Origin of the sequence: Escherichia sp. AM3, from assembly GCF_032029835.1 — a bacterium.
Classification (GTDB): domain Bacteria; phylum Pseudomonadota; class Gammaproteobacteria; order Enterobacterales; family Enterobacteriaceae; genus Escherichia; species Escherichia coli.
In genome coordinates, this window is the sequence record NZ_JAVUPQ010000002.1 from 81,996 (window position 1) to 107,541 (window position 25,546).

Annotated in this window: 21 protein-coding genes; 4 read left to right on the forward strand and 17 right to left on the reverse strand. The window is 52.8% G+C overall.

All coding sequences use genetic code 11. From position 1 onward, the window contains the following. Positions 1–2: 2 nt before the first annotated feature. The 13 genes from nuoM to lrhA all read right to left on the reverse strand — a co-directional run bounded on the left by nuoM (position 3) and on the right by lrhA (position 15,132). Positions 3–1,532 carry an NADH-quinone oxidoreductase subunit M gene (gene nuoM, locus RTW80_RS01525; RefSeq protein WP_000926441.1) on the reverse strand — a complete coding sequence of 510 codons (1,530 nt, stop codon included), beginning with the start codon at positions 1,530–1,532 and terminating at the stop codon, positions 3–5. A gap of 163 nt (positions 1,533–1,695) precedes the next feature. Next, positions 1,696–3,537 carry an NADH-quinone oxidoreductase subunit L gene (gene nuoL / locus RTW80_RS01530; RefSeq protein WP_001056636.1) on the reverse strand — a complete coding sequence of 614 codons (1,842 nt, stop codon included), beginning with the start codon at positions 3,535–3,537 and terminating at the stop codon, positions 1,696–1,698. Continuing rightward, positions 3,534–3,836 carry an NADH-quinone oxidoreductase subunit NuoK gene (gene nuoK, locus RTW80_RS01535; protein ID WP_000612644.1) on the reverse strand — a complete coding sequence of 101 codons (303 nt, stop codon included), beginning with the start codon at positions 3,834–3,836 and terminating at the stop codon, positions 3,534–3,536. Before nuoK ends, nuoL begins: the two co-directional genes overlap by 4 nt. After that, complete coding sequence (nuoJ, locus tag RTW80_RS01540) at positions 3,833–4,387, reverse strand: NADH-quinone oxidoreductase subunit J (RefSeq protein ID WP_000393511.1); 555 nt, start codon at positions 4,385–4,387, stop codon at positions 3,833–3,835. The genes nuoK and nuoJ overlap by 4 nt, the downstream gene beginning before the upstream one ends. 11 nt (positions 4,388–4,398) lie before the next feature. Then, positions 4,399–4,941 carry an NADH-quinone oxidoreductase subunit NuoI gene (gene nuoI / locus RTW80_RS01545; protein WP_000172749.1) on the reverse strand — a complete coding sequence of 181 codons (543 nt, stop codon included), beginning with the start codon at positions 4,939–4,941 and terminating at the stop codon, positions 4,399–4,401. A gap of 14 nt (positions 4,942–4,955) precedes the next feature. Next, a complete protein-coding gene (gene nuoH, locus RTW80_RS01550; RefSeq protein WP_000118507.1) occupies positions 4,956–5,933 on the reverse strand; it encodes an NADH-quinone oxidoreductase subunit NuoH in 978 nt (325 codons plus the stop codon). After that, entirely contained in the window at positions 5,930–8,656 is a 2,727-nt protein-coding gene (gene nuoG / locus RTW80_RS01555; RefSeq protein WP_001299497.1) for an NADH-quinone oxidoreductase subunit NuoG, read from the reverse strand. Before nuoG ends, nuoH begins: the two co-directional genes overlap by 4 nt. A gap of 52 nt (positions 8,657–8,708) precedes the next feature. Continuing rightward, positions 8,709–10,046 (reverse strand): NADH-quinone oxidoreductase subunit NuoF, encoded by a 1,338-nt coding sequence (gene nuoF, locus RTW80_RS01560; protein ID WP_000789502.1) that lies wholly within the window; start codon positions 10,044–10,046, stop codon positions 8,709–8,711. Next, a complete protein-coding gene (nuoE, locus tag RTW80_RS01565; protein WP_000545042.1) occupies positions 10,043–10,543 on the reverse strand; it encodes an NADH-quinone oxidoreductase subunit NuoE in 501 nt (166 codons plus the stop codon). The genes nuoF and nuoE overlap by 4 nt, the downstream gene beginning before the upstream one ends. Before the next feature lie 2 nt (positions 10,544–10,545). Further along, entirely contained in the window at positions 10,546–12,348 is a 1,803-nt protein-coding gene (nuoC, locus tag RTW80_RS01570; protein ID WP_000247878.1) for an NADH-quinone oxidoreductase subunit C/D, read from the reverse strand. Positions 12,349–12,441: 93 nt separating this feature from the next. After that, complete coding sequence (nuoB, locus tag RTW80_RS01575) at positions 12,442–13,104, reverse strand: NADH-quinone oxidoreductase subunit NuoB (protein ID WP_000386733.1); 663 nt, start codon at positions 13,102–13,104, stop codon at positions 12,442–12,444. A gap of 15 nt (positions 13,105–13,119) precedes the next feature. Beyond that, positions 13,120–13,563, reverse strand: a complete 444-nt coding sequence (gene nuoA, locus RTW80_RS01580) for an NADH-quinone oxidoreductase subunit NuoA (RefSeq protein WP_000062997.1) — start codon at positions 13,561–13,563, stop codon at positions 13,120–13,122. 630 nt (positions 13,564–14,193) lie between these two features. Next, positions 14,194–15,132 (reverse strand): transcriptional regulator LrhA, encoded by a 939-nt coding sequence (lrhA, locus tag RTW80_RS01585; protein ID WP_000622286.1) that lies wholly within the window; start codon positions 15,130–15,132, stop codon positions 14,194–14,196. A 919-nt stretch (positions 15,133–16,051) separates the two neighbouring features. Here lrhA and alaA point away from each other — a divergent pair. Then, the gene (alaA, locus tag RTW80_RS01590; protein WP_000074527.1) at positions 16,052–17,269 is read left to right on the forward strand and encodes an alanine transaminase AlaA; all 1,218 of its coding nucleotides are present in this window, start codon (positions 16,052–16,054) and stop codon (positions 17,267–17,269) included. An 83-nt stretch (positions 17,270–17,352) separates the two neighbouring features. Then, positions 17,353–17,952, forward strand: a complete 600-nt coding sequence (gene yfbR / locus RTW80_RS01595; RefSeq protein ID WP_000813848.1) for a 5'-deoxynucleotidase — start codon at positions 17,353–17,355, stop codon at positions 17,950–17,952. Positions 17,953–18,010: 58 nt separating this feature from the next. Here yfbR and RTW80_RS01600 read toward each other — a convergent pair whose 3' ends face one another. The 4 genes from RTW80_RS01600 to yfbV all read right to left on the reverse strand — a co-directional run bounded on the left by RTW80_RS01600 (position 18,011) and on the right by yfbV (position 21,623). Further along, entirely contained in the window at positions 18,011–19,843 is a 1,833-nt protein-coding gene (locus RTW80_RS01600) for an SLC13 family permease (protein WP_001012899.1), read from the reverse strand. A gap of 86 nt (positions 19,844–19,929) precedes the next feature. Beyond that, a complete protein-coding gene (hxpA, locus tag RTW80_RS01605) occupies positions 19,930–20,580 on the reverse strand; it encodes a hexitol phosphatase HxpA (RefSeq protein ID WP_001203410.1) in 651 nt (216 codons plus the stop codon). Positions 20,581–20,590: 10 nt separating this feature from the next. Beyond that, the gene (locus RTW80_RS01610) at positions 20,591–21,085 is read right to left on the reverse strand and encodes a YfbU family protein (protein ID WP_000426124.1); all 495 of its coding nucleotides are present in this window, start codon (positions 21,083–21,085) and stop codon (positions 20,591–20,593) included. 82 nt (positions 21,086–21,167) lie between these two features. Next, the gene (yfbV, locus tag RTW80_RS01615; RefSeq protein WP_000106627.1) at positions 21,168–21,623 is read right to left on the reverse strand and encodes a terminus macrodomain insulation protein YfbV; all 456 of its coding nucleotides are present in this window, start codon (positions 21,621–21,623) and stop codon (positions 21,168–21,170) included. Between the two features lie 337 nt (positions 21,624–21,960). On the opposite strand from yfbV, the gene ackA reads away from it, so the two are divergent. Next, entirely contained in the window at positions 21,961–23,163 is a 1,203-nt protein-coding gene (gene ackA, locus RTW80_RS01620) for an acetate kinase (RefSeq protein WP_000095707.1), read from the forward strand. A gap of 74 nt (positions 23,164–23,237) precedes the next feature. After that, a complete protein-coding gene (gene pta / locus RTW80_RS01625; RefSeq protein ID WP_000086722.1) occupies positions 23,238–25,382 on the forward strand; it encodes a phosphate acetyltransferase in 2,145 nt (714 codons plus the stop codon). Positions 25,383–25,546 lie beyond the last annotated feature (164 nt).

A 25,546-nucleotide genomic window follows, 5' to 3' on the forward strand; every position in this document is an offset into this window, starting at 1 on the left:
ATTTACGGCCTTGTAGTAGTAACGGAATTAACAAACCACTGCTGGATATTGCCAATCGCGGAGTGCGAGGTATCCAGAATCGGCTGCGGATAGAAGCCCAGCAGTACCAGCAGCACCACCAGCAACAGGATCATAAACAGCTCACGCAGCGACATCCCTGGCAGTTCCTGGCTGGCAATCTGGCTTTTCGCTTTACCGAAGTAAGCGCGATGCAACATCGCCAGCGAATAAACAGATGCAAAGACCAGCCCAAAGGTAGAGATAACGGTAATCACCGGGACAACCTGGAAGCTGCCGAACAGAATCATAAATTCGCCGACGAAGTTACCGGTGCCAGGCATCCCAAGCGTTGCCACCGCAAAGAACAGCGACAGTGCTGGCAGCCATTTCATCTTGCTCCACAGACCGCCCATCATGCGCATGTCGCGGGTATGGATACGTTCATAAAGCTGACCACAAAGAATAAACAGACCCGCCGCCGACAAGCCGTGCGCAATCATCTGGATTACCGCGCCCTGGTAGGCCAACTGGCTGCCGGTGTAGATAGCAATCAGCACGAAGCCCATGTGGGAAACCGAGGTGTAGGCGATCAGACGTTTGATATCGGTCTGGGCGAAAGCCATCCACGCACCGTAGAAGATGCCGATAACCCCCAGCCACATAGCGATTGGCGCAAACTCTGCCGATGCGTTCGGGAACAGCGGCAGGGAGAAACGCAGCAAACCGTAAGCGGCAGTTTTCAGCAAGATCCCCGCGAGGTCAACGGAACCGGCGGTCGGAGCCTGAGAGTGCGCATCCGGTAGCCAGCCATGCAGCGGAACCACCGGCATTTTGACTGCGAAGGCGATGAAGAAGCCCAGCATTAACAGGTATTCCACACCACTGGACATTGGCGTATTCAGCAGCTCTTCATAGTTGAAGGTCCAGACGCCGGTCGCATTGTAGTGAACAAAAACCAGCGCCAGGATGGCAATCAACATCACCAGGCCACTCGCCTGGGTGTAAATGAAGAACTTGGTTGCCGCCGTGATACGCGTTTTACCGTCAGAGGCTTTATGCCCCCACAGTGCGATCAGGAAGTACATCGGCACCAGCATCATTTCCCAGAAGAAGAAGAACAGGAACATGTCGATGGCAAGGAACACGCCGATAACGCCGCCCAGGATCCACATCAGGTTGAGGTGGAAGAAGCCCTGATATTTTTCGATCTCTTTCCACGAACATAGTACCGCCAGCACACCGAGCAGACCGGTCAGCACGACCATCAGCAGCGACAGCCCGTCAATGGCGAGATGAATAGAGATACCAAAACGCGGGATCCACGGCATGTCGAATTCAGACTGCCACTGCGGAATTCCGGCGGATTGCGTCAGTGAATAACCGCCCTGCAACCACAGTTGCAGCGACAGCGCCAGCGTCAATCCCATGGTGATCAGCGCGATCCAGCGTGGCACCTTGACGCCAAAGCGTTCGGTCTGCCAGCACAGGAAGCCGCCAATAAAGGGAATTAATATTAGCCAGGGTAGTAACATGGCGATCTTTATTCCTTGTAAAAGTCCCGTCAGGACCGGATTTTCAACGAATTCTCACGACAGAAAATTCTCTTCGGACTGGGGGTAGTGTCGGATGCACCGCGAAGGCGGCTTATCCGACCTACGTTCTTATATGCCCAGGGGCAATCCCACAATCCTTAACTCAACGCAGTACCATCAACAGTGCCAGCACCACGACCGCACCGATGCTCATGGATGCCACATACCAGCGCAGATAGCCGTTCTCACTTAACAGCAGACCTTTACCTGCAAAGCGGGAAAGAACCGCCGGGATGTTCATCATTGAGTTCAGCGGATCGCGTTTCAGCAACCAGGCAATACCCAGGAACGGCTTGACGAACACTTTGTCGTACAGCCAGTCAAAGCCCCAGGCGTTGTACCACCAGGTACTCAGCAGGCGGCCCGGCGCACTGTTGGCGATGGAGGTCACCAGAGTACGTTTACCCAGCCACAGCCAGGCTGCCAGCAGAATGCCGACCACCGCGACCACGCCAGAGGTAATTTCCAGGGTCAACATGCTGCCGTGCGCCAGTTCCGTCGTTTGCGGAAGCACGCCCTGCAGCGGCGGTACAATCAGTGCGCCAACGAAGGTGGAAAGGATCAGCAGCACAATCAGCGGCAGGCTGTGAGTTACCCCTTTCACGGCGTGAGCGTGAATTTGTTCTTTTCCGTGGAAGACGATGAAAATCATACGGAAGGTGTAGAGCGAGGTCATAAACGCACCGACCAGACCTGCCACCATCAGATTGATATGACCATTCGCCATCGCACCCGCGAGGATCTCATCCTTACTGAAGAAGCCCGCAGTGACCAGCGGCAGTGCCGACAGTGCTGCGCCGCCCACCAGGAAGCAGAGATAAACCAGCGGAATAGATTTACGCAGACCGCCCATCTTGAAGATGTTCTGTTCGTGATGGCAGGCCAGAATGACGGAACCGGATGCCAGGAACAGCAGCGCTTTAAAGAACGCGTGAGTCATCAAGTGGAAAATCGCCGCATCCCATGCCTGCACGCCAAGCGCGAGGAACATGTAGCCAATCTGGCTCATGGTAGAGTAAGCGAGAACACGTTTGATGTCGGTCTGTACCAGCGCGGCAAAACCGGCCAGCAGCAGCGTAACCGCCCCGACAATACCCACCAGATGCAGAACTTCCGGCGTCATCAGGAACAGGCCGTGGGTACGGGCGATCAGGTAGACACCCGCGGTTACCATCGTTGCGGCGTGGATCAGCGCGGAGACAGGCGTCGGGCCAGCCATCGCATCGGCAAGCCATGTCTGCAACGGCAACTGCGCAGATTTACCGACCGCACCGCCCAGCAGCATCAGCGTCGCCCACATCAGCATGTTATTGCCGTCAGCAAAGTGCGCTGGTGCCAGTTCCACCATTTCGCGGAAGTTCAGGGTGCCCAGTTCGTTGTAAAGAATGAACAGTGCGAAAGCGAGGAACACGTCACCCACACGGGTCACGACGAACGCTTTCATTGCCGCTGCGCCATTCTTCGGATCGGTGTAATAGAAACCGATCAGCAGATAGGAGCACAGGCCCACGCCTTCCCAGCCGAGGTACATCAGCAGCAGGTTGTCGGCAAGCACCAGAACTACCATGCTGGCGATGAACAGGTTGGTGTAGGCGAAGAAGCGAGAGTAGCCCTCTTCACCGCGCATGTACCAGGAGGCGTACATGTGAATAAGGAAACCCACACCAGTGACCACCGAGAGCATGGTCAGCGACAGGCCGTCCAGCACCAGATTGAAACCGATGTTAAAGTCGCCTACCGACATCCACGTCCACAGCGGCTGGCTGTATGACTGCTCGCCGTTAGCGAAGAAATCAACGCCGATAAAGGCGGTTACCAGCGCCGCCAGGCCCACAGAGCCAACGCCGACGATCGCCGAAACGTTTTCAGACCAGCGCCCACGGGAGAACGCCAGCAGGACGAAGCCAATCAATGGCAAAATAATGGTTAAGGCAAGCATGTTCATCCGCGCATCTCACTTACTGAATCGATGTTCAGGTTCTGGCGACGACGGTGAAGTTGCAGCAGCAGCGCAAGGCCGATACTCGCTTCTGCCGCCGCGAGGCTGATGGCGAGAATGTACATCACCTGACCGTCGGTCTGACCCCAGTAGCTTCCGGCGACCACAAAGGCCAGCGCGGAGGCGTTAATCATGATTTCCAGACCAATCAGCATAAACAGCAGATTGCGACGGATAACCAGACCGGTTAAGCCAAGAACGAATAAGATTGCCGCGAGGATCAGTCCATGTTGTAAGGGGATCATGCGTGCTCCTCCGTTTTTCTTTTCGCGCTGTCGTCTTTACGATTGCTCAGCACTTCACCCGCACGCTCTTCACGACCGACGTGGAAGGCCACAACCAGACCCGCGAGCAGCAGCATAGAAGCCAGTTCCACCGCCAGTACGTAAGGCCCGAACAGCGTAATACCCACTGCTTTAGCACTGATTGGCGTACCGTCGATACCCTGATCATTAACACCAAGGATGGCGTAAACAATCACCACCAGCATGATGGCCGACAAAATTGCCGGACCAATCCACACCTGCGGTTTCAGCCACTGGCGTTCCTGTTCGATTTCTGAACCGCCCAGGTTGAGCATCATCACCACGAACACGAACAGCACCATAATGGCACCCGCGTAGACGATAATTTCCAGCGCACCGGCGAAGTAAGCGCCCAGTGAGAAGAACACCCCGGAAATCGCCAGCAGCGAAATAATCAGGTACAGCAGTGCGTGTACCGGATTGGTATGGGTGATCACTCGCAAGGTCGCAAGTATGGCTATCAGGCCACAGATATAAAAAGCGAACTCCATTGCCCCTCTCCTTACGGTAACAGGCTCTTGACGTCGATAGGCTTGGCTTCGTTCTCTGCTTCGCCCTTATCTTTGCCGTCGATTGCCATACCTGCCATCCGGTAGAAGTTATATTCCGGGTATTTGCCCGGACCGGAGATCAGCAGATCCTCTTTTTCGTAAACCAGATCCTGGCGCTTGTATTCCCCCATTTCGAAATCCGGGGTTAACTGAATCGCCGTGGTCGGACAGGCTTCTTCGCACAGACCACAGAAAATGCAGCGTGAGAAGTTGATGCGGAAAAATTCCGGGTACCAGCGACCGTCTTTGGTTTCTGCTTTTTGCAGCGAGATACAGCCGACCGGGCAGGCTACCGCGCAGAGGTTACAGGCTACGCAACGCTCTTCGCCGTCCGGGTCGCGGGTCAGAACGATACGACCACGATAACGGGGCGGCAGATAGACCGGCTCTTCCGGGTACATTCGCGTTTCGCGTTTGGCGAACGCGTGCAGGCCGATCATCCAGATACTACGAACCTGGGTGCCGAAACCTACTAACAATTCTTTTAAGGTCATGGTCTTATTGCCCCTTATTGCGCCTGCCAGAGAATGACAGCCGCCGTTACCAGCAAGTTGATCAGCGTCAGCGGCAGGCAGATTTTCCAGCCGAAGGACATTACCTGGTCATAACGCGGACGCGGTAACGACGCACGAATCAAAATGAACATCATCATAAAGAACGCGGTTTTCAGCGCGAACCAGATGAATGGCGGTAACAACGGGCCTTGCCAGCCACCGAAGAACAGCGTCACCATCAATGCAGAGATGGTCACAATCCCGATGTACTCACCCACGAAGAACAGACCGAACTTCATACCGGAATATTCAATGTGGTAACCATCCGCCAGTTCCTGCTCGGCTTCCGGCTGGTCAAACGGGTGACGGTGACATACCGCCACGCCCGCGATGGCAAAGGTAATAAAACCAAAGAATTGCGGGATAACGTTCCACACATGCGCCTGGCTGTTGACGATGTCGGTCATGTTGAATGAACCGGCCTGCGCCACCACGCCCATCAGGGAAAGCCCGAGGAACACTTCGTAGCTCAGGGTCTGCGCAGAAGCACGCATCGCACCCAGCAACGAGTATTTGTTGTTACTTGACCAGCCCGCAAACAGCACCGCGTAAACCGCCAGACCTGCCATCATCAGGAAGAACAAAATCCCGATGTTCAGGTCGGCAACCACCCAACCCGGACTGACTGGCACAATCGCAAAGGCCAGCAGCAGCGAGGTAAAGGCAATCATCGGTGCCAGGGTAAAGATGACGCGATCCGAGAATTTCGGGATCCAGTCTTCTTTAAAGAACATTTTGATCATGTCCGCAACCAGCTGGAGCGAACCGCCCCAGCCAACACGGTTAGGTCCGTAACGGTTCTGGAACAGACCCAGCAGGCGACGTTCGCCAAAGCTCATGAATGCCCCGCAGGTGACAACCACCAGCAGGATCACCACCGCTTTGAGGATGGTCAGCAGGATCTCAATCAGTTCCGGTGATATCCAACTCATTGTTGTGCCTCCTTGAGATCCTCAAGATGCGCGCCAGCCAGCACCGGAGCAATGCCGGACATACCCATCGGCAAACCCACCTGCCCTGCCGTCAGCCCTTCAGCGATTTCAACCGGCAGCGTGACCGTGTTGCCATCGTAACTAAAGGAGACGCGAGCGCCTGCGTTCACGCCCAACTTCGCGGCATCCGCTGGGTTGAGTTTGATGTACGGCTGCGGCATACGGCTCTGGAAGACCGGAGCACGCTGTGACAATTCATCGCTGCCAAACAGGTGGTAATACGGCGCGATACGCCATTTCCCGTCCTGCGGCTGGAAGCGTGCCGGTACGCTGGTGAAGTAATCCAGACCATTTTCGCTGGTTTCAAACAGACGCACGCCCGGATCGCCAAAGCGCAGTTTGCCGCCCACTTCGTCCTGGAATTTGTTCCACGCCTGCGGGGAGTTCCAGCCCGGCGCCCAGGCAAACGGCACTTGCGAACGGTGCGCAGTCGGCTGGTTGTTACCTTCCATCGAGAAGGTGAACATGGTGTCAATATCCTGCGGCTGACGCGGCTCATGAACGCTGATATTGGCGCGCATGGCGGTACGACCGCTGTAACGGTGCGGTTCACGGGCCAGTTTCTGCCCACGAATACGGAATGTCGCATCCGGCGCAGCATCTTTGATACCTGCCAGTTCCGGGATTTTCGCCACAACAGCGTCAATCACATGGTCGAGCTGCGTCCAGTCCACTTCACGGCTCAGCAGGGTGCTGTGCAGCGAGTGTAACCAGCGCCAGCTTTCCAGCATGACAGTTTTGCTGTCGTAATAAGCAGGATCGTAAACCTGGAAGAAACGTTGGGCGCGGCCTTCGTTGTTGATCACCGTACCGTCGCTTTCAGCAAAGCTGGCAGCAGAAAGTACCAGATGGGCGTTTTCCATAATCGCTGTGCGTTGATGATCAACCACCATCACCAGCGGCGCTTTAGCCAGCGCAGCATTCACGCGGGTAGCGGAAGCGTGACGATGCAGATCGTTTTCCAGCACCACCACCGCGTCGGCGCGTCCGGTTTCCAGTTCGGTCAACGCTTCTTCAAGCGAACCGCCACCCATAATGCCCAGCCCCATGCTGTTGACGGAACGGGCAATCATGGTGATACCAACGTCAGCGCCGCGACCTTTCAGGGCTTTCGCGACGTTAGCCGCAGCCTGAATCACCTCTATGCTACCGGCGTTCGTCCCGGAGATAATCAACGGTTTCTTCGCACCTGCCAGTGCCTGCACGATGACGTCGATTTTGCTTTGCAGCTCAGGTTCGATACCGTCAACCGCTGGCGCAGAGTTATCCAGCGCATGGGCGATGGCAAAACCTAAACGCGCCTGATCTTCAACCGGTGCGCGGTAAGTCCACGCCGCGATATCATCCAGACGGGTGTCATCAACGTTGGTAACAAACAGCGGATGCTTCGCACGTTGACCGATGTTGAGGATTGCCGCAATCTGCCAGTCAGCCACTTTCTGTGCTGCCGCCATTTCGCGCGCTTTACCTTTCACAGCCTGACGCACTGCCAGCGCGACGCGCGCGCCGGTCTGGGTAACGTCTTCGCCCAGCACCAGTACCGCATCGTAAGATTCGATTTCGCGCAGAGCCGGAGTATAAATGCCGCCTTCACGCAGCACTTTCAGCGCCAGTTGCAGACGTTCCTGCTCACCGTGAGCGATACCGGTGTAGAAGTTTTCTTCGCCCACCAGTTCACGCAGCGCAAAGTTGCTTTCCACGCTGGCACGCGGAGAACCAATACCGATCACTTTCTTCGACTGACGCAGAATATCTGCCGCGCCCTGCATTGCCTGTTCGGCGTTGAGGGTAATGAAATCATCGCCACGACGCTGTACTGGCTGACGCGGACGATCCTTCAGGTTGACGTAACCGTAACCGAAACGACCACGGTCGCAGAGGAAGTAGTGGTTTACCGTACCGTTGTAACGGTTTTCGATACGACGCAGTTCGCCGTAACGTTCACCGGGGCTGATGTTACAGCCGATGGAACATTGCTGGCAGATGCTCGGCGCAAACTGCATATCCCATTTACGGTTGTAACGCTCGGAGTGCGTTTTGTCGGTAAATACGCCGGTCGGGCAAATTTCGACCAGGTTACCGGAAAATTCGCTTTCCAGCGTGCCGTCTTCCGGGCGACCGAAGTAGACGTTGTCGTGCGCACCGTAAACGCCCAGATCTGTACCGTCAGCGTAATCTTTGTAGTAACGCACACAGCGGTAGCAGGCGATGCAGCGGTTCATTTCGTGAGAGATGAATGGCCCCAAATCCTGATTACGGTGGGTACGTTTGGTGAAACGGTAGCGACGGAAGCTGTGTCCGGTCATCACGGTCATATCCTGAAGATGGCAGTTACCGCCTTCTTCACATACCGGACAGTCGTGCGGGTGGTTGGTCATTAACCACTCGACCACACTTTCACGGAACTGTTTCGCTTCTTCGTCGTCAATGGAAATAAAGGTGCCATCGGAAGCCGGTGTCATACAGGACATCACCAGGCGACCACGCGTGTCTTCCGCGTTTTGGTATTGCTTCACCGCACACTGGCGGCAAGCACCGACGCTTCCCAGCGCCGGATGCCAGCAAAAGTAAGGAATATCAAGGCCCAGAGACAGACAAGCTTCCAGCAGGTTGTCCGCTCCGTTGACCTCGTATTCTTTGCCGTCTACATGAATTGTAGCCATTAGCATGCTTCCAGTTTTCTCGGTCAGGGACCGAGCGTTAATCGAAATTCGGTTACCAGCGCTCTTTCAGCAGGTTCGGCTGAATCCCATTAATCAAATGGGTATTGCTGAACGGCTGTTTGATTCCCGCCTCAAATTCTTCGCGGAAATATTTGATGGCGCTCTGTAACGGCTCCACTGCACCAGGTGCGTGGGCACAGAAAGTTTTACCCGGGCCTAAGAATCGACACAGTTGCTCAAGTGTTTCGATATCGCCCGGCTGACCTTCACCACGCTCCAGCGCACGCAGAATTTTCACGCTCCACGGCAGACCGTCGCGGCACGGCGTACACCAGCCGCAGGATTCACGGGCGAAAAACTCTTCCAGGTTACGCACCAGCGACACCATGTTGATCTCATGGTCAACCGCCATCGCCAGCGCCGTACCCAGACGGCTTCCCGCTTTACCGATACTTTCGAATTCCATCGGCAGATCAAGGTGCGCTTCGGTCAGGAAGTCAGTCCCCGCGCCGCCTGGCTGCCAGGCTTTAAATTTCAGACCATCACGCATACCACCGGCGTAATCTTCGAGGATCTCGCGTGCGGTGGTGCCGAACGGCAGTTCCCACAGTCCCGGATTTTTCACCCGACCGGAGAAGCCCATCAGCTTGGTGCCAGCATCTTTACTTTTCGAGATGTTCTGATACCACTCCACGCCGTTAGCGAGGATCGCCGGAACGTTACACAGGGTTTCGACGTTGTTGACACAGGTCGGTTTGCCCCATACGCCGGAGGTTGCCGGGAAGGGGGGTTTCGAGCGTGGGTTAGCACGACGCCCTTCCAGGGAGTTGATTAACGCTGTTTCTTCCCCGCAGATGTAGCGCCCTGCCCCGGTATGGACGAACAGTTCGAAGTCGAAACCTGTTCCCATAATGTTTTTGCCAAGCAAGCCCGCTTCAGTGGCTTCGGCAATGGCGCGGCGCAGATTTACTGCCGCTTCGATATATTCGCCACGCAGGAAGATGTAGCCACGGTAAGCTTTCAGCGCAAACGCGGAGATGAGCATACCTTCCACCAGCAGGTGCGGCAGTTGCTCCATCAGCAGGCGGTCTTTATAGGTGCCTGGCTCCATTTCATCGGCGTTACACAGCAGGTAACGGATGTTCATGGATTCGTCTTTCGGCATCAGGCTCCATTTCAGGCCGGTAGAAAAGCCCGCGCCACCGCGCCCTTTCAGACCAGCGTCTTTTACCTGATTAACGATTTCGTCCGGAGACAGCCCGGTCAGCGCCTTACGCGCGCCTTCGTAACCGTTTTTGCTGCGATATTCGTCCAGCCACACTGGCTGTTTGTCATCGCGCAGACGCCAGGTCAGCGGATGCGTTTCGGGAGTACGGATAATGTTTTTCATTTATACCGCTCCAGCAGTTCAGGGATCGCTTCCGGGGTCAGATGCGCGTGAGTATCCTCATCGATCATCATGTTTGGCCCTTTATCACAGTTCCCCAGGCAGCAAGTTGGCAGCAGCGTAAAGCGACCGTCAAATGTCGTTTGCCCTGGTTTGATGTTTAGCTTTTTCTCGAGCGCCGCCTGAATACCCTGGTAACCGTTGATATGACAGACCACGCTGTCGCAATAACGGATCACATGGCGGCCAACCGGCTGGCGGAAGATCTGGCTGTAGAACGTTGCCACACCTTCGACGTCGCTTGCCGGAATACCCAGCACATCGGCGATCGCGTGGATCGCACCATCCGGCACCCAGCCACGCTGCTTCTGAACGATTTTCAGCGCTTCAATGGACGCCGCACGCGGGTCTTCGTAGTGGTGCATCTCGTGCTCAATCGCTTCACGCTCTGCCGCACTCAGCTCAAAAGCCTCGGTTTGTGGTTGTTGATTCTCGTGCATAATTAGCGGTCCACATCTGACATAACAAAATCGATACTGCCCAGATAAACAATCAGGTCAGACACCAGGCTGCCGCGGATCGCCGCCGGAATTTGCTGCAAATGCGCATAACTCGGCGTGCGGATACGAGTGCGATAACTCATGGTGCTACCGTCGCTGGTCAGGTAGTAACTGTTGATCCCCTTGGTCGCCTCAATCATCTGGAAAGATTCATTGGCAGGCATCACCGGCCCCCACGACACTTGCAGGAAGTGGGTGATCAGGGTTTCGATATGTTGCAGCGTGCGCTCTTTCGGCGGCGGCGTGGTCAGCGGGTGATCCGCTTTGAACGGGCCTTCCGGCATGTTGTTGAGGCACTGCTCAAGAATGCGCAGACTCTGGCGCAGCTCTTCCACTTTCAGCATTACGCGGGTGTAGCAGTCAGAAACACCACCACCAACCGGGATTTCAAAGTCGAAGTTTTCATAGCCAGAATAAGGACGCGCCTTACGCACGTCGAAGTCGATCCCGGTAGCACGCAGGCCCGCGCCAGTGGTGCCCCACTCCAGCGCCTCTTTCGCGCCATAGGCGGCAACGCCCTGGGAACGACCTTTCAGAATGGTATTTTGCAGCGCCGCTTTCTCGTAAGACGCCAGACGTTTCGGCATCCAGTCGAGGAACTCACGCAGCAGGCGATCCCAGCCGCGCGGCAGGTCGTGCGCTACGCCGCCAATACGGAACCACGCCGGGTGCATACGGAAACCCGTGATCGCTTCCACCAGATCGTAAATTTTCTGACGATCGGTAAAGGCGAAGAACACGGGCGTCATTGCGCCGACGTCCTGAATAAAGGTCGAGATGTACAGCAGGTGGCTGTTGATACGGAACAGTTCGGAGAGCATAACGCGAATGACGTTAACGCGATCCGGCACGGTGATCCCGGCCAGTTTCTCTACCGCCAGCACGTAAGGCATTTCGTTAACGCAGCCGCCGAGGTATTCAATACGGTCGGTATACGGAATGTAGCTGTGCCAGGACTGGCGCTCGCCCATTTTCTCCGCACCACGGTGGTGGTAGCCGATGTCTGGTACGCAGTCGACAATCTCTTCGCCGTCGAGTTGTAAAACGATACGGAAAGCCCCGTGCGCCGACGGGTGGTTCGGACCGAGGTTGAGGAACATGAAGTCCTCGTTTTCGGTGCCGCGCTTCATCCCCCACTCTTCCGGTTTGAAGGTCAGGGCTTCCATCTCCAGATCCTGTTTGGCTTTGGTCAGCTCAAACGGCGAGAATTCGGTAGCGCGCGCCGGGTAATCTTTACGCAGCGGGTGACCTTTCCAGGTTTGCGGCATCATGATGCGGCGCAGGTTCGGGTGACCGTCGAAAGTAATGCCAAACAGATCCCAGGTTTCACGCTCATACCAGTTAGCGTTCGGGAACAGTTTGGTGAAGGTCGGTACGTGCAGGTCGTTTTCTGCCAGCGCCACCTTCAGCATGATGTCGCGGTTACGATCGATAGAAATCAGATGGTAGAAAACGGAAAAATCCGCGGCAGGTAACCCTTCGCGGTGTGTGCGCAGACGTTCGTCCATGCCGTGTAAGTCAAACAGCATGACGTAAGGTTTCGGCAGTTTCTTTAAGAAATCGCCAACTTCCAGTAATTGTTCACGCTTGATCCACACAACGGGAACCCCGGTGCGAGTCGCCTGAACAGTAAAGGCATCCGGCCCAAAACGGTTGCGCAGTTCGCCAATCACCGGATCATCAAGATGATCGCGGGTCTGCCAGGCGGGTTCTTGCGCGGTTAAGTCGGTCATATTGTTCACCATTGCAAATGGTCCGTGGTGACTGTCGGCGCAGTAAGCTTCGCGAAATAGATTTAGGAATAAGCGAAGAAAAATCCCTTTGCCGACAGGCGCAAATTAAATCTCGTCAGGTGTACGCAGGTTGGTTACGGCAATGCGTTCACCGCGCTTGCGTTCGCGCTCTGATTGCATATTGGCGCGATAAACGCCCTGATCGCCAACCACCCAGGAGAGCGGACGACGTTCTTTGCCGATAGATTCCTGCAACAGCATCAGTGCCTGCATGTACGCTTCAGGACGCGGCGGGCAGCCCGGGATATACACATCAACCGGGATGAATTTATCGACGCCCTGCACAACGGAATAAATATCGTACATACCGCCGGAGTTGGCACAGGCACCCATTGAGATAACCCATTTTGGTTCCAGCATCTGGTCATACAGACGCTGAATAACCGGTGCCATTTTGGTAAAGCAGGTTCCTGCAACCACCATCAGGTCAGCCTGACGCGGCGAAGCACGCAATACTTCTGCGCCAAAACGCGCCACGTCATGCACCGCGGTAAACGAAGTCACCATCTCAACGTAACAGCAGGAAAGACCGAAGTTATACGGCCAAATTGAGTTTTTACGACCCCAGTTAACCATGTCATTGAGCTTGCCCATAAACACGTTTTTGTTAACTTCTTGCTCCAGAGGGTCGGTTACGATCTCCTGCTTTTGCAGGGGGTAACGGTCGTTCTCACCGTTGGGATCTATGCGGGTGAGCGTATAATCCATCTTAATGCCTCGCGGTTAGCGTTGACGATTAGCGATACTGTTCGTTTCCGGGTTCATACGCTCGCGGCGTGAACGCGCGGGCGTCCAGTCCAGCGCGCCAATACGCACCAGATAAACCAGACCTGCCAGTAACACAAAAATAAAAATTGCAGCTTCCACAAAGCCTACCCAGCCGCTTTCGCGGATAGAGGTTGACCATGCGAACAGATACAGCGCTTCAACGTCGAAGATAACGAAGAACATGGCCACCAGATAAAACTTGGCGGACAGGCGTAAGCGGGCGGAGCCGACCGAGTCGATACCGGATTCAAACGGCACGTTTTTCGACCTCGCGCGTGCGCGACCGCCTAAAAACCAACCGCCTACCAGCATCAGGCAACACAGGCCAATGGCAACGATAAGAAAGATAGCGAATGCCCAGTGATGAGCGATGACTTCAGTGGATGTTGACATACTCATTGCTTACTCATCAAAAGTAGCGCCAGATTCACTGCTCTTCACGGCAGATGGACGCCACATCGATTCATGGGGAGGAATAAAAAAAACCTTACAATCACTGTAGAAATTCTTTTATACAGCTAATTGATGTGGTCTTTTACTCCTTTCTATAACCTTTTGTCAACTTTAACAAAAGTTTCTTCACATTAGTTTACATAATATCAACACCATTAGCATTTAATGCCCTTTCACCCCAGATCCTTGACGACTCCAGGATAATTAGATGTTGTTGAATCGTGTCCGTTGTGAAGCAATGGAAAAAATACGGGTCTATTTTGACAGGAATTTGTGTCGATTCCTCCCCCCAAAAGAGAGTATTTTCTTGATCTGTGACACGCTTTTGTCATTCCATAACAAAAACGCAGCAACAAATTTACGTATTTTTTAACATCATTGTAGCAGGTGATTTTTTTCAGGCGATTATTTGTGCGTTCGGGACGTGAATCTCTGGTGATTGAAAAATGAACAGTTTTGTACGTTCTGCACTATGCGAGGAAGGATTTTTACTAAAAAAAAGCCGCTGGGGTTTAAAACACCCCCAGCGGCTCGTTTTTTACACTATTGTCTCAGGAATTATCTATCGTCCGTCGATTACTCGATATCCCTTTCAATCAACAATGAATCATCCCCTTCCGGAGCAGACATTGGGCTGTATTGCCACGGATTATGGTAGCTCTCCATCGCCTGATAGATCACCTGGGCCAGCTCATTATTACTGGACGGGTCATAGCACAGCAAATATTCGGTATCAGGTAGCGGCGGTAAGCCATCTACTCCACTCAGCACACGCAGGTCCGGGCTCATCATCTCAACCGGCCTTGCCGTCACGCCAAGACCGGCTTTCACTGCCGCACGAACGGCCGGAAGCGTCGAGGCGACATAAGCCAGTCGCCATGGAATATCTGCTTTATTAAGCGTCGCCAGCACCATATCGCGAAACGGACTTGGATCATCCAGCAATACAAGAGGGATCGGCTCGCCTTTTTGCAATACGTATTCCGCTGCGCAGTACCAGTGTGTTGGCGAGGTACGCAGGTTCAATGCCTTAAACGCTGAAGGACGATGGGTGGTTACCATCAAATCCACTTCCTGGGATTCCAGCATTTCTGCCATATAGGCATTACGTTTAACGCGGACATCCAGCGCTAATTTCGGATAAACCGAACTCACGCGATTTAACAGGAAAGGTAAGATCGTATCGGCAGATTCATCTGAAGCACCGATAGTTAACACGCCCTGAAGATTACTGAACATTAATGATGAGCAGGCCTCATCATTAAAACGCAGGATTTTCCTGGCGTAACCAAGAAGTTGAATGCCATGTTCAGTTAACAGTTTGTTGCGACCGTGACGAGCGAACAGTTCTTTCCCAACGAGTTGTTCCAGACGCTGCATTTGCTGACTTACGGCGGACTGAGTACGACACACAGCGGCAGCTGCGGCAGCAAAAGTGTTCAGATCGGCAACAGCAACAAATGTTCTCAGCAGATCGAGGTCGAGGTTAATTATCGGACGATTTGCACTTATCATATATTATCACTTACTGGCGGCTCATACTGAGCTGGTTAATGCTGTGCACACACAAACAAGCAATTCCATTTGTAATGTGCCTCCCTGGCAGTTTCATCCGGAACCCGGACGAAAGTAAAAATGCATATGAGTTGCACTAAAAAAGCGACTCACATTGTTCCGTTATAATGCCTGAAGTAGATCACAGAATATATCTTCAGGGATCGCATATCTATTAAGTTACTCACTCTTTTCTATTTATGACATGCGCGTGTTTGTATAAATGTAAATGTGAGTCCTTGTTCCACTCTCGTGCAGCATCGCTGGTCATACGCGAACACGTACAAACAGCAATGGTGAGGCGGCATCAAGAGCAGGGATCCGTCATTTATGCGAGCATTTTACCCCAAAAACCTTTTATTTATAAGGGTCATTGCGAATTATCTGATGCAAAGTTATGTTATGTTAGGCAAAGTAATCTTCTATTATTAATAAGCACATCAAAACCTTTTTGAATATTAAATAATAATTAATTAGCATCATCCTCATTCATTAATTCCGCTTAACAATAGTTTCACACCTTGCCCCCATTACGACACCTCGGAAATCATCACGCTGTTAAACTCTCCGTAATGCGGAAATATCATCATCGCGTTTCATTAGTGAATTCTTAAATGAGGCATTTTCACACAATTATCTTACAGATAAAAAAACCATACTTACAATTAAGAATCAGAACAATTCACTATATAACATTGCATGTAAAGCATATACACCTCATTATTTTGTCATTATTAAGTTATTAACAGCACAATCGAGCCTTCCCCTCTGGCAAAATCTTATTCTGCAGACCTTCAAAACACCGTCCTGGGGGAGTACATTGTTCTAAGCTGACTTCCACGGCAGGGAGTGGCGATAACAGCAAAAAAGGTCAAGATTCATGTCCCCCATTGAAAAATCCAGCAAATTAGAGAATGTCTGTTATGACATCCGTGGTCCGGTGCTGAAAGAAGCAAAACGCCTGGAAGAAGAAGGTAACAAGGTACTGAAACTGAACATCGGCAACCCAGCCCCGTTCGGTTTTGACGCGCCAGATGAAATCCTCGTTGACGTGATACGCAACCTGCCTACCGCTCAAGGGTATTGCGATTCCAAAGGTCTTTACTCCGCGCGTAAAGCCATCATGCAGCACTACCAGGCTCGTGGCATGCGTGATGTTACCGTGGAAGATATTTACATCGGCAATGGTGTATCGGAGCTTATCGTTCAGGCAATGCAGGCATTGCTGAACAGCGGGGACGAAATGTTGGTTCCTGCACCAGATTACCCACTATGGACCGCGGCGGTTTCGCTTTCCAGCGGTAAAGCGGTGCATTATCTTTGCGATGAATCCTCTGACTGGTTCCCGGACCTCGATGATATTCGCGCTAAAATTACGCCTCGTACGCGTGGGATCGTTATTATCAACCCAAATAACCCAACCGGCGCGGTATATTCCAAAGAGCTTTTAATGGAGATTGTGGAGATTGCACGTCAGCATAATCTCATTATCTTCGCCGATGAAATTTATGACAAAATTCTTTACGACGACGCTGAGCATCACTCAATTGCGCCGCTGGCACCTGACCTGCTGACCATTACCTTTAACGGACTGTCGAAAACGTACCGCGTTGCAGGCTTCCGTCAGGGGTGGATGGTGTTGAACGGGCCGAAAAAACACGCCAAAGGCTACATCGAAGGTCTGGAAATGCTGGCTTCAATGCGCCTGTGTGCTAACGTTCCTGCGCAACACGCCATTCAGACCGCGCTGGGTGGTTATCAGAGCATCAGTGAATTTATTACCCCTGGCGGTCGTCTTTATGAGCAGCGTAACCGCGCGTGGGAACTGATCAACGATATTCCGGGCGTTTCCTGCGTGAAACCTCGTGGTGCGCTGTATATGTTCCCGAAAATCGACGCCAAACGCTTTAACATTCACGACGATCAGAAAATGGTGCTGGATTTCCTGTTGCAGGAAAAAGTTCTGTTGGTGCAAGGGACGGCATTCAACTGGCCGTGGCCGGATCACTTCCGCATTGTCACGCTACCGCGTGTCGATGATATCGAGCTGTCTTTGAGCAAGTTCGCGCGTTTCCTTTCTGGTTATCATCAGCTGTAATCTTAATTTCACTGCCGGAGATTGCATCCGGCAGCGTTATCCCGCCACAATGACCTGATGATGTCATCATACGTAAGGTCACTATGAAACAGAGCCATTTTTTTGCCCATCTCTCCCGCCTGAAACTCATTAACCGCTGGCCGCTAATGCGCAACGTGCTGACGGAAAATGTGTCCGAACACAGTTTGCAGGTAGCGATGGTCGCCCATGCGCTGGCAGCTATCAAAAATCGAAAATTTGGCGGTAATGTCAACGCCGAACGTATCGCTTTACTGGCGATGTACCACGATGCCTCAGAAGTGCTCACCGGCGATCTCCCTACTCCGGTGAAATACTTCAATTCGCAAATCGCTCAGGAGTACAAGGCTATTGAAAAAATCGCTCAGCAAAAACTGGTCGATATGGTTCCGGAAGAGCTGCGGGATATCTTTGCGCCGTTAATTGACGAGCATGCATATAGCGATGAAGAAAAATCGCTGGTGAAACAGGCAGATGCACTGTGTGCATATCTGAAATGTCTGGAAGAACTCGCGGCCGGAAATAATGAATTCTTGCTGGCAAAAACGCGACTGGAAGCGACGCTTGAATCGCGTCGCAGCCAGGAGATGGACTACTTCATGGAAGTATTTGTTCCCAGCTTCCATCTTTCGCTCGATGAGATTAGCCAGGATTCACCGCTGTAAGCAGCCGGAGTCTGCGTCGCATCAGGCAATAAGCGCCGGATGCGACATCAGGCTCTTGTCAAAACGGAAACAGCATCGGGATCATCACCACACAAACCGCCATCACAATAATGGTGAACGGTACCCCCAACTTCACAAAGTCACTGAAGCTGTAATTTCCCGGACCTAAAACCAGTGTGTTAACAGGTGAAGAAACCGGTGTCATAAAGGCGGCGGATGCTGCCATCGCCACGACCATCGCGAATGGATAAGGCGACACCCCCATCGTTTTGGCAGCAGCCAGCGCAATCGGAGCCATCAACACCGCCGTCGCGGTATTAGAGATAAATAGCCCAATAACCGCCGACAAGACAAACAAACAACCCAGCATCATATGTGGCCCGTAACCACCGCCAATGTCCATCAGCCCTTTCACCGCCAGCGCGACACCTCCCGTTTTCTGTAATGCCACAGCAAACGGCATCATCCCAACGATCAAAATAATGCTCGGCCAGTGAATGGATTTATAGGCGCTTTCAGCATCTATACAGCGGAATTTCCCCATCAGCAGGCAGGCGATGATAGCGGCAACAGGATTAGGAATTTCATCTGTCAGCATTAACGCCACCATTAGCACCAGACAGAAAATGGCATGGGGTGCCTGGCTGTGCGCGGGCGATGCTTCACTCACCTCTTCCGGTAAGTTCAGCGCTACGAAGTCGCGGCCCTGTTTGGCCAGCATACCGATCAGTTTCCAGTTACCCACAACCAGGATGATATCGCCCAGCAGCAGAGGCTCATCCGCCAGCGAACCTTCCAGCGCCACGCCATTGCGCTTTAGCCCCACCACATTCAGTCCGTAGCGGGTACGAAAACCAATTTCGCGCACCGATTTACCAATCAGTTCTGACTCAGGAATTAATGAAATCTCTGCCATGCCCACATCAAGGGCCTGGTCAGAAAAATACTCGCCGCGCAGTACCATCGGCTCCAGCAATTGCTCACTACAAAATTGCCGGAGATCGACATCAGCCGCAGACATATCAATAAGCAAAACGTCACGCGCGCGAAATTCAGAAACCCCATTAACGTTCACGATAACGCGACGAAAACGCCGCCAGCGTTCAACACCGATGACGTTAGCGCCATAACGCTCACGTAATTTGAGATCATCCAGCCGTTGACCAATCATTGGCGATCCGGGGCGAATAGCCAGACGTCGCGCACGCCCGGTCAGTCGATATTCACGGATAAGATCGCGAAAGGTTCGACGCGTCCAGCCTTCGCGCTGCGGGGTCTGGGTATCCCCTTTCAGCATGAAACGCATCACTAACATATACAAAATACCCAGCACCAGCACGACCAGGCCAATAGGTGTTACGCTAAAGAAACTGAAGCCGTGATAGCCTTCACGCAGCAATTCACTGTTGACTACCAGGTTCGGCGGCGTCGCCACCAGCGTCATCATGCCGCTTATCAGCCCGGCAAAACTCAACGGCATCATCAGACGTGACGGCGAAGTTTGCATACGCATGGCAACGCTTAACACCACGGGAATAAAGATAGCGACAACGCCGGTTGAACTCATAAACGCGCCAAGCCCCGCGACGGTCAGCATCAACAAAACCAACATTTTGATTTCACTGTTGCCCGCAACTTTGACCAGCCATGTTCCCATTACGGTGGCAACACCGGTACGGACCAAACCATCGCCAATAATAAACAAGGCGGCAATCAGGACAACGTTAGGATCAGAAAAGCCGGAAAATACTTCGGGGACTGTCAGCGTTCCGCTTAATGCAAACGCGACAATAACAAACAAAGCGACCGCATCCATACGCACTCTGCCCGTCGCAAACAAGACAATGGCAACGGCCAGTAATGAAAGAACCCAAATCAATTCACCGTTCACAACTTATCCTTGTTAATTGAGGGAGATGTCTTGATTCTGCCATAAAAAAGCCCCGACGAGACGGGGCTAAATCATGATCAGGTGTTTCACTGAATAATAACATCGCCATTTGGCTGTTTGGTCACAGTAATTTGCTCCAGACTGTGGAGGACCAAATCGACCTCATTCAGGCGCGGGGTATCTGCCGGAGCGTTAACCGCAATGACATGGCAACCCGCCGCCAGGCCAGAAAGCACGCCAGCGGGAGCATCTTCCACCACCACACACTCCTGCGGCGCAAGCCCCAGCAGCTGCGCGCCTAACAGATACGCATCAGGTTCTGGTTTTCCGCGCTTCACTCGCTCAGCGGTTACAAACACCTCTGGTGCGGGAAGCCCAGCTATTTTATGGCGCGCTCGCGCTACCGGCATGGAGCCAGAAGTCACAATGGCCCACGGAATACCTGCTTTATTCAAATGATTGAGTAAGGCGATTGCCCCCGGAAGCGCGGTAATACCTTCGGTTTCCGTGGCCTCGATGTACTCCAGACGCGTAAATTCGGCGGCAATATCAGCCTCGGATTTGCCCGCCATAAAATGGCGCAAAGAGGTGATCGCCTGTTTACCGTGAATGAAAGCCAGCACCTCTTCCGGCGCTAACCCATGACGTCTGGCCCAGTTGCTCCACGCCCGTTCTACCGCAGGCAGGGAATCCACCAGCGTTCCATCAAGATCAAACAGAAAACCTTTGCACCGCACGCGGGCCTCCTCAGGCGTTGATAATTTGATTAATTTCGTTGGCGCTCAAATGGTACTGACGCGGGCAGGCATGCCACACATTAAGCATGCGCTGATATTTTTCCCACATTGGCGTCTGGGCGTTAAAACCGTGAGTTCCGGCGTCAAAATGGGTATAGCGCCCTTCCACATTAACCATAAAGCGGACATAACCGAGGTAACGTGCTTCAGTGGCGGCGTCAAAGCCGAGGAAGGTGACACGACGTTCATCGATGGATTGCTGGTCCTGCAAATTAGACCAGGAAACATGCAACGCATGATACATCTCCATAATGTCGATGATAGTGCGGCAGGTTTCTTCTTTCAGCTCGCCAAACTCGCGATCCAATTCACGCATCTGTAATCCGTAACCACGCTCAATAATTGTTTGCAGGCGACGGTAACGTTCAGCATTTGCCGGATCGAGCATAGTCATCATCTTGTACTGATTAGACAAAATAAGACGTTGCGCGTTGGTCATTTCCATTGTTGACTCCTGTATCACTCTACTACGGTGAAAAAAAAGAAGGCTGAGTATGCCTTCTTTTATATGCGTAATCAGGGGTCAATTACAAATCATCAAGGAAAGTTTTATCCAGTTGTTTGAAGGCGCGCTTAAGCGTGTCAGCTAATGCCTGGTAATCAGGCTTGCCTTCAACGGGTGCCAACACCTGTCCAGACTCCTGCAATTTACCGCGAACTTCATAAAACCAGTTGAGGATAGCAGGGGGTAATGGCGTTACAGAACGCTTGCCCAGCCACCATAATCCCTGCATGGGTAAACTTAAGGCGAACAGCGCAGTGGCAACTGCCGGCCCAAGCTGACCGCCCAGGGCAATCTGCCAGCAGAGAGTAAATACGGCGATCGGCGGCATAAAACGGATCGCATAACGCGTCATCTTGATAACGCGATTTTCGACAAAGACCGGGGCAAGGCGTTTTTCCAGCGGCCACGTCTTTGAGTAATGCTGTCCCCGGCGAAACAAGCTAAAAAAATTAACAGAACGATTATCCGGCGTTGACATGCTTCACCTCAACTTCACATATAAAGATTCAAAAATTTGTGCAAATTCACAACTCAGCGGGACAACGTTCAAAACATTTTGTCTTCCATACCCACTATCAGGTATCCTTTAGCAGCCTGAAGGCCTAAGTAGTACATATTCATTGAGTCGTCAAATTCATATACATTATGCCATTGGCTGAAAATTACGCAAAATGGCATAGACTCAAGATATTTCTTCCATCATGCAAAAAAAATTTGCAGTGCATGATGTTAATCATAAATGTCGGTGTCATCATGCGCTACGCTCTATGGCTCCCTGACGTTTTTTTAGCCACGTATCAATTATAGGTACTTCCATGTCGAGTAAGTTAGTACTGGTTCTGAACTGCGGTAGTTCTTCACTGAAATTTGCCATCATCGATGCAGTAAATGGTGAAGAGTACCTTTCTGGTTTAGCCGAATGTTTCCACCTGCCCGAAGCACGTATCAAATGGAAAATGGACGGCAATAAACAGGAAGCGGCTTTAGGTGCAGGCGCCGCTCACAGCGAAGCGCTCAACTTTATCGTTAATACTATTCTGGCACAAAAACCAGAACTGTCTGCGCAGCTGACTGCTATCGGTCACCGTATCGTACACGGCGGCGAAAAGTATACCAGCTCCGTAGTGATCGATGAGTCTGTTATTCAGGGTATCAAAGATGCAGCTTCTTTTGCACCGCTGCACAACCCGGCTCACCTGATCGGTATCGAAGAAGCTCTGAAATCTTTCCCACAGCTGAAAGACAAAAACGTTGCTGTATTTGACACCGCGTTCCACCAGACTATGCCGGAAGAGTCTTACCTCTACGCCCTGCCTTACAACCTGTACAAAGAGCACGGCATCCGTCGTTACGGCGCGCACGGCACCAGCCACTTCTATGTAACCCAGGAAGCGGCAAAAATGCTGAACAAACCGGTAGAAGAACTGAACATCATCACCTGCCACCTGGGCAACGGTGGTTCCGTTTCTGCTATCCGCAACGGTAAATGCGTTGACACCTCTATGGGCCTGACCCCGCTGGAAGGTCTGGTCATGGGTACCCGTTCTGGTGATATCGATCCGGCGATCATCTTCCACCTGCACGACACCCTGGGCATGAGCGTTGACGCAATCAACAAACTGCTGACCAAAGAGTCTGGCCTGCTGGGTCTGACCGAAGTGACCAGCGACTGCCGCTATGTTGAAGACAACTACGCGACGAAAGAAGACGCGAAGCGCGCAATGGACGTTTACTGCCACCGCCTGGCGAAATACATCGGTGCCTACACTGCGCTGATGGATGGTCGTCTGGACGCTGTTGTATTCACTGGTGGTATCGGTGAAAATGCCGCGATGGTTCGTGAACTGTCTCTGGGCAAACTGGGCGTGCTGGGCTTTGAAGTTGATCATGAACGCAACCTGGCTGCACGTTTCGGCAAATCTGGTTTCATCAACAAAGAAGGTACCCGTCCTGCGGTGGTTATCCCAACCAACGAAGAACTGGTTATCGCGCAAGACGCGAGCCGCCTGACTGCCTGATTTCACACCGCCAGCTCAGCTGGCGGTGCTGTTTTGTAACCCGCCAAATCGGCGGTAACGAAAGAGGATAAACCGTGTCCCGTATTATTATGCTGATCCCTACCGGAACCAGCGTCGGTCTGACCAGCGTCAGCCTTGGCGTGATCCGTGCAATGGAACGCAAAGGCGTTCGTCTGAGCGTTTTCAAACCTATCGCTCAGCCGCGTACCGGTGGCGATGCGCCCGATCAGACTACGACTATCGTGCGTGCGAACTCTTCCACCACGACGGCCGCTGAACCGCTGAAAATGAGCTACGTTGAAGGTCTGCTTTCCAGCAATCAGAAAGATGTGCTGATGGAAGAGATCGTCGCAAACTACCACGCTAACACCAAAGACGCTGAAGTCGTTCTGGTTGAAGGTCTGGTCCCGACACGTAAGCACCAGTTTGCCCAGTCTCTGAACTACGAAATCGCTAAAACGCTGAATGCGGAAATCGTCTTCGTTATGTCTCAGGGCACTGACACCCCGGAACAGCTGAAAGAGCGTATCGAACTGACCCGCAACAGCTTCGGCGGTGCCAAAAACACCAACATCACCGGCGTTATCGTTAACAAACTGAACGCACCGGTTGATGAACAGGGTCGTACTCGCCCGGATCTGTCCGAGATTTTCGACGACTCTTCCAAAGCTAAAGTAAACAATGTTGATCCGGCGAAGCTGCAAGAATCCAGCCCGCTGCCGGTTCTCGGCGCTGTGCCGTGGAGCTTTGACCTGATCGCGACTCGTGCGATCGATATGGCTCGCCACCTGAATGCGACCATCATCAACGAAGGCGACATCAATACTCGCCGCGTTAAATCCGTCACTTTCTGCGCACGCAGCATTCCGCACATGCTGGAGCACTTCCGTGCCGGTTCTCTGCTGGTGACTTCCGCAGACCGTCCTGACGTGCTGGTGGCCGCTTGCCTGGCAGCCATGAACGGCGTAGAAATCGGTGCCCTGCTGCTGACTGGCGGCTACGAAATGGACGCGCGCATTTCTAAACTGTGCGAACGTGCTTTCGCTACCGGCCTGCCGGTATTTATGGTGAACACCAACACCTGGCAGACCTCTCTGAGCCTGCAGAGCTTCAACCTGGAAGTTCCGGTTGACGATCACGAACGTATCGAGAAAGTTCAGGAATACGTTGCTAACTACATCAACGCTGACTGGATCGAATCTCTGACTGCCACTTCTGAGCGCAGCCGTCGTCTGTCTCCGCCTGCGTTCCGTTATCAGCTGACTGAACTTGCGCGCAAAGCGGGCAAACGTATCGTACTGCCGGAAGGTGACGAACCGCGTACCGTTAAAGCAGCCGCTATCTGTGCTGAACGTGGTATCGCAACTTGCGTACTGCTGGGTAATCCGGCAGAGATCAACCGTGTTGCAGCGTCTCAGGGTGTAGAACTGGGTGCAGGGATTGAAATCGTTGATCCAGAAGTGGTTCGCGAAAGCTATGTTGGTCGTCTGGTCGAACTGCGTAAGAACAAAGGCATGACCGAAACCGTTGCCCGCGAACAGCTGGAAGACAACGTGGTGCTCGGTACGCTGATGCTGGAACAGGATGAAGTTGATGGTCTGGTTTCCGGTGCTGTTCACACTACCGCAAACACCATCCGTCCGCCGCTGCAGCTGATCAAAACTGCACCGGGCAGCTCCCTGGTATCTTCCGTGTTCTTCATGCTGCTGCCGGAACAGGTTTACGTTTACGGTGACTGTGCGATCAACCCGGATCCGACCGCTGAACAGCTGGCAGAAATCGCGATTCAGTCCGCTGATTCCGCTGCGGCCTTCGGTATCGAACCGCGCGTTGCTATGCTCTCCTACTCCACCGGTACTTCTGGTGCAGGTAGCGACGTAGAAAAAGTTCGCGAAGCAACTCGTCTGGCGCAGGAAAAACGTCCTGACCTGATGATCGACGGTCCGCTGCAGTACGACGCTGCGGTAATGGCTGACGTTGCGAAATCCAAAGCGCCGAACTCTCCGGTTGCAGGTCGCGCTACCGTGTTCATCTTCCCGGATCTGAACACCGGTAACACCACCTACAAAGCGGTACAGCGTTCTGCCGACCTGATCTCCATCGGGCCGATGCTGCAGGGTATGCGCAAGCCGGTTAACGACCTGTCCCGTGGCGCACTGGTTGACGATATCGTCTACACCATCGCGCTGACTGCGATTCAGTCTGCACAGCAGCAGTAATCTCGTCATCATCCGCAGCTTTGCGCTGCGGATATCTGAACCGGAAATAATCACTATTTCCGGTTTTTTATTCTCTTAATCTGCATTAATCCTTTCTGATTATCTTGCTTAACTGCGCTGCATCAATGAATTGCGCCATTTCACTTTGCATACTTACCACTTTG

Excerpts from the sequence above, each read along its gene's own strand:
- nuoM (WP_000926441.1), bottom strand. The coding sequence starts at position 1,532 with ATGTTACTACCCTGGCTAATATTAATTCCCTTTATTGGCGGCTTCCTG.
- nuoL (WP_001056636.1), bottom strand. The coding sequence starts at position 3,537 with ATGAACATGCTTGCCTTAACCATTATTTTGCCATTGATTGGCTTCGTC.
- nuoK (WP_000612644.1), bottom strand. The coding sequence starts at position 3,836 with ATGATCCCCTTACAACATGGACTGATCCTCGCGGCAATCTTATTCGTT.
- nuoJ (WP_000393511.1), bottom strand. The coding sequence starts at position 4,387 with ATGGAGTTCGCTTTTTATATCTGTGGCCTGATAGCCATACTTGCGACC.
- nuoI (WP_000172749.1), bottom strand. The coding sequence starts at position 4,941 with ATGACCTTAAAAGAATTGTTAGTAGGTTTCGGCACCCAGGTTCGTAGT.
- nuoH (WP_000118507.1), bottom strand. The coding sequence starts at position 5,933 with ATGAGTTGGATATCACCGGAACTGATTGAGATCCTGCTGACCATCCTC.
- nuoG (WP_001299497.1), bottom strand. The coding sequence starts at position 8,656 with ATGGCTACAATTCATGTAGACGGCAAAGAATACGAGGTCAACGGAGCG.
- nuoF (WP_000789502.1), bottom strand. The coding sequence starts at position 10,046 with ATGAAAAACATTATCCGTACTCCCGAAACGCATCCGCTGACCTGGCGT.
- nuoE (WP_000545042.1), bottom strand. The coding sequence starts at position 10,543 with ATGCACGAGAATCAACAACCACAAACCGAGGCTTTTGAGCTGAGTGCG.
- nuoC (WP_000247878.1), bottom strand. The coding sequence starts at position 12,348 with ATGGTGAACAATATGACCGACTTAACCGCGCAAGAACCCGCCTGGCAG.
- nuoB (WP_000386733.1), bottom strand. The coding sequence starts at position 13,104 with ATGGATTATACGCTCACCCGCATAGATCCCAACGGTGAGAACGACCGT.
- nuoA (WP_000062997.1), bottom strand. The coding sequence starts at position 13,563 with ATGAGTATGTCAACATCCACTGAAGTCATCGCTCATCACTGGGCATTC.
- lrhA (WP_000622286.1), bottom strand. The coding sequence starts at position 15,132 with ATGATAAGTGCAAATCGTCCGATAATTAACCTCGACCTCGATCTGCTG.
- alaA (WP_000074527.1), top strand. The coding sequence starts at position 16,052 with ATGTCCCCCATTGAAAAATCCAGCAAATTAGAGAATGTCTGTTATGAC.
- yfbR (WP_000813848.1), top strand. The coding sequence starts at position 17,353 with ATGAAACAGAGCCATTTTTTTGCCCATCTCTCCCGCCTGAAACTCATT.
- RTW80_RS01610 (WP_000426124.1), bottom strand. The coding sequence starts at position 21,085 with ATGGAAATGACCAACGCGCAACGTCTTATTTTGTCTAATCAGTACAAG.
- yfbV (WP_000106627.1), bottom strand. The coding sequence starts at position 21,623 with ATGTCAACGCCGGATAATCGTTCTGTTAATTTTTTTAGCTTGTTTCGC.
- ackA (WP_000095707.1), top strand. The coding sequence starts at position 21,961 with ATGTCGAGTAAGTTAGTACTGGTTCTGAACTGCGGTAGTTCTTCACTG.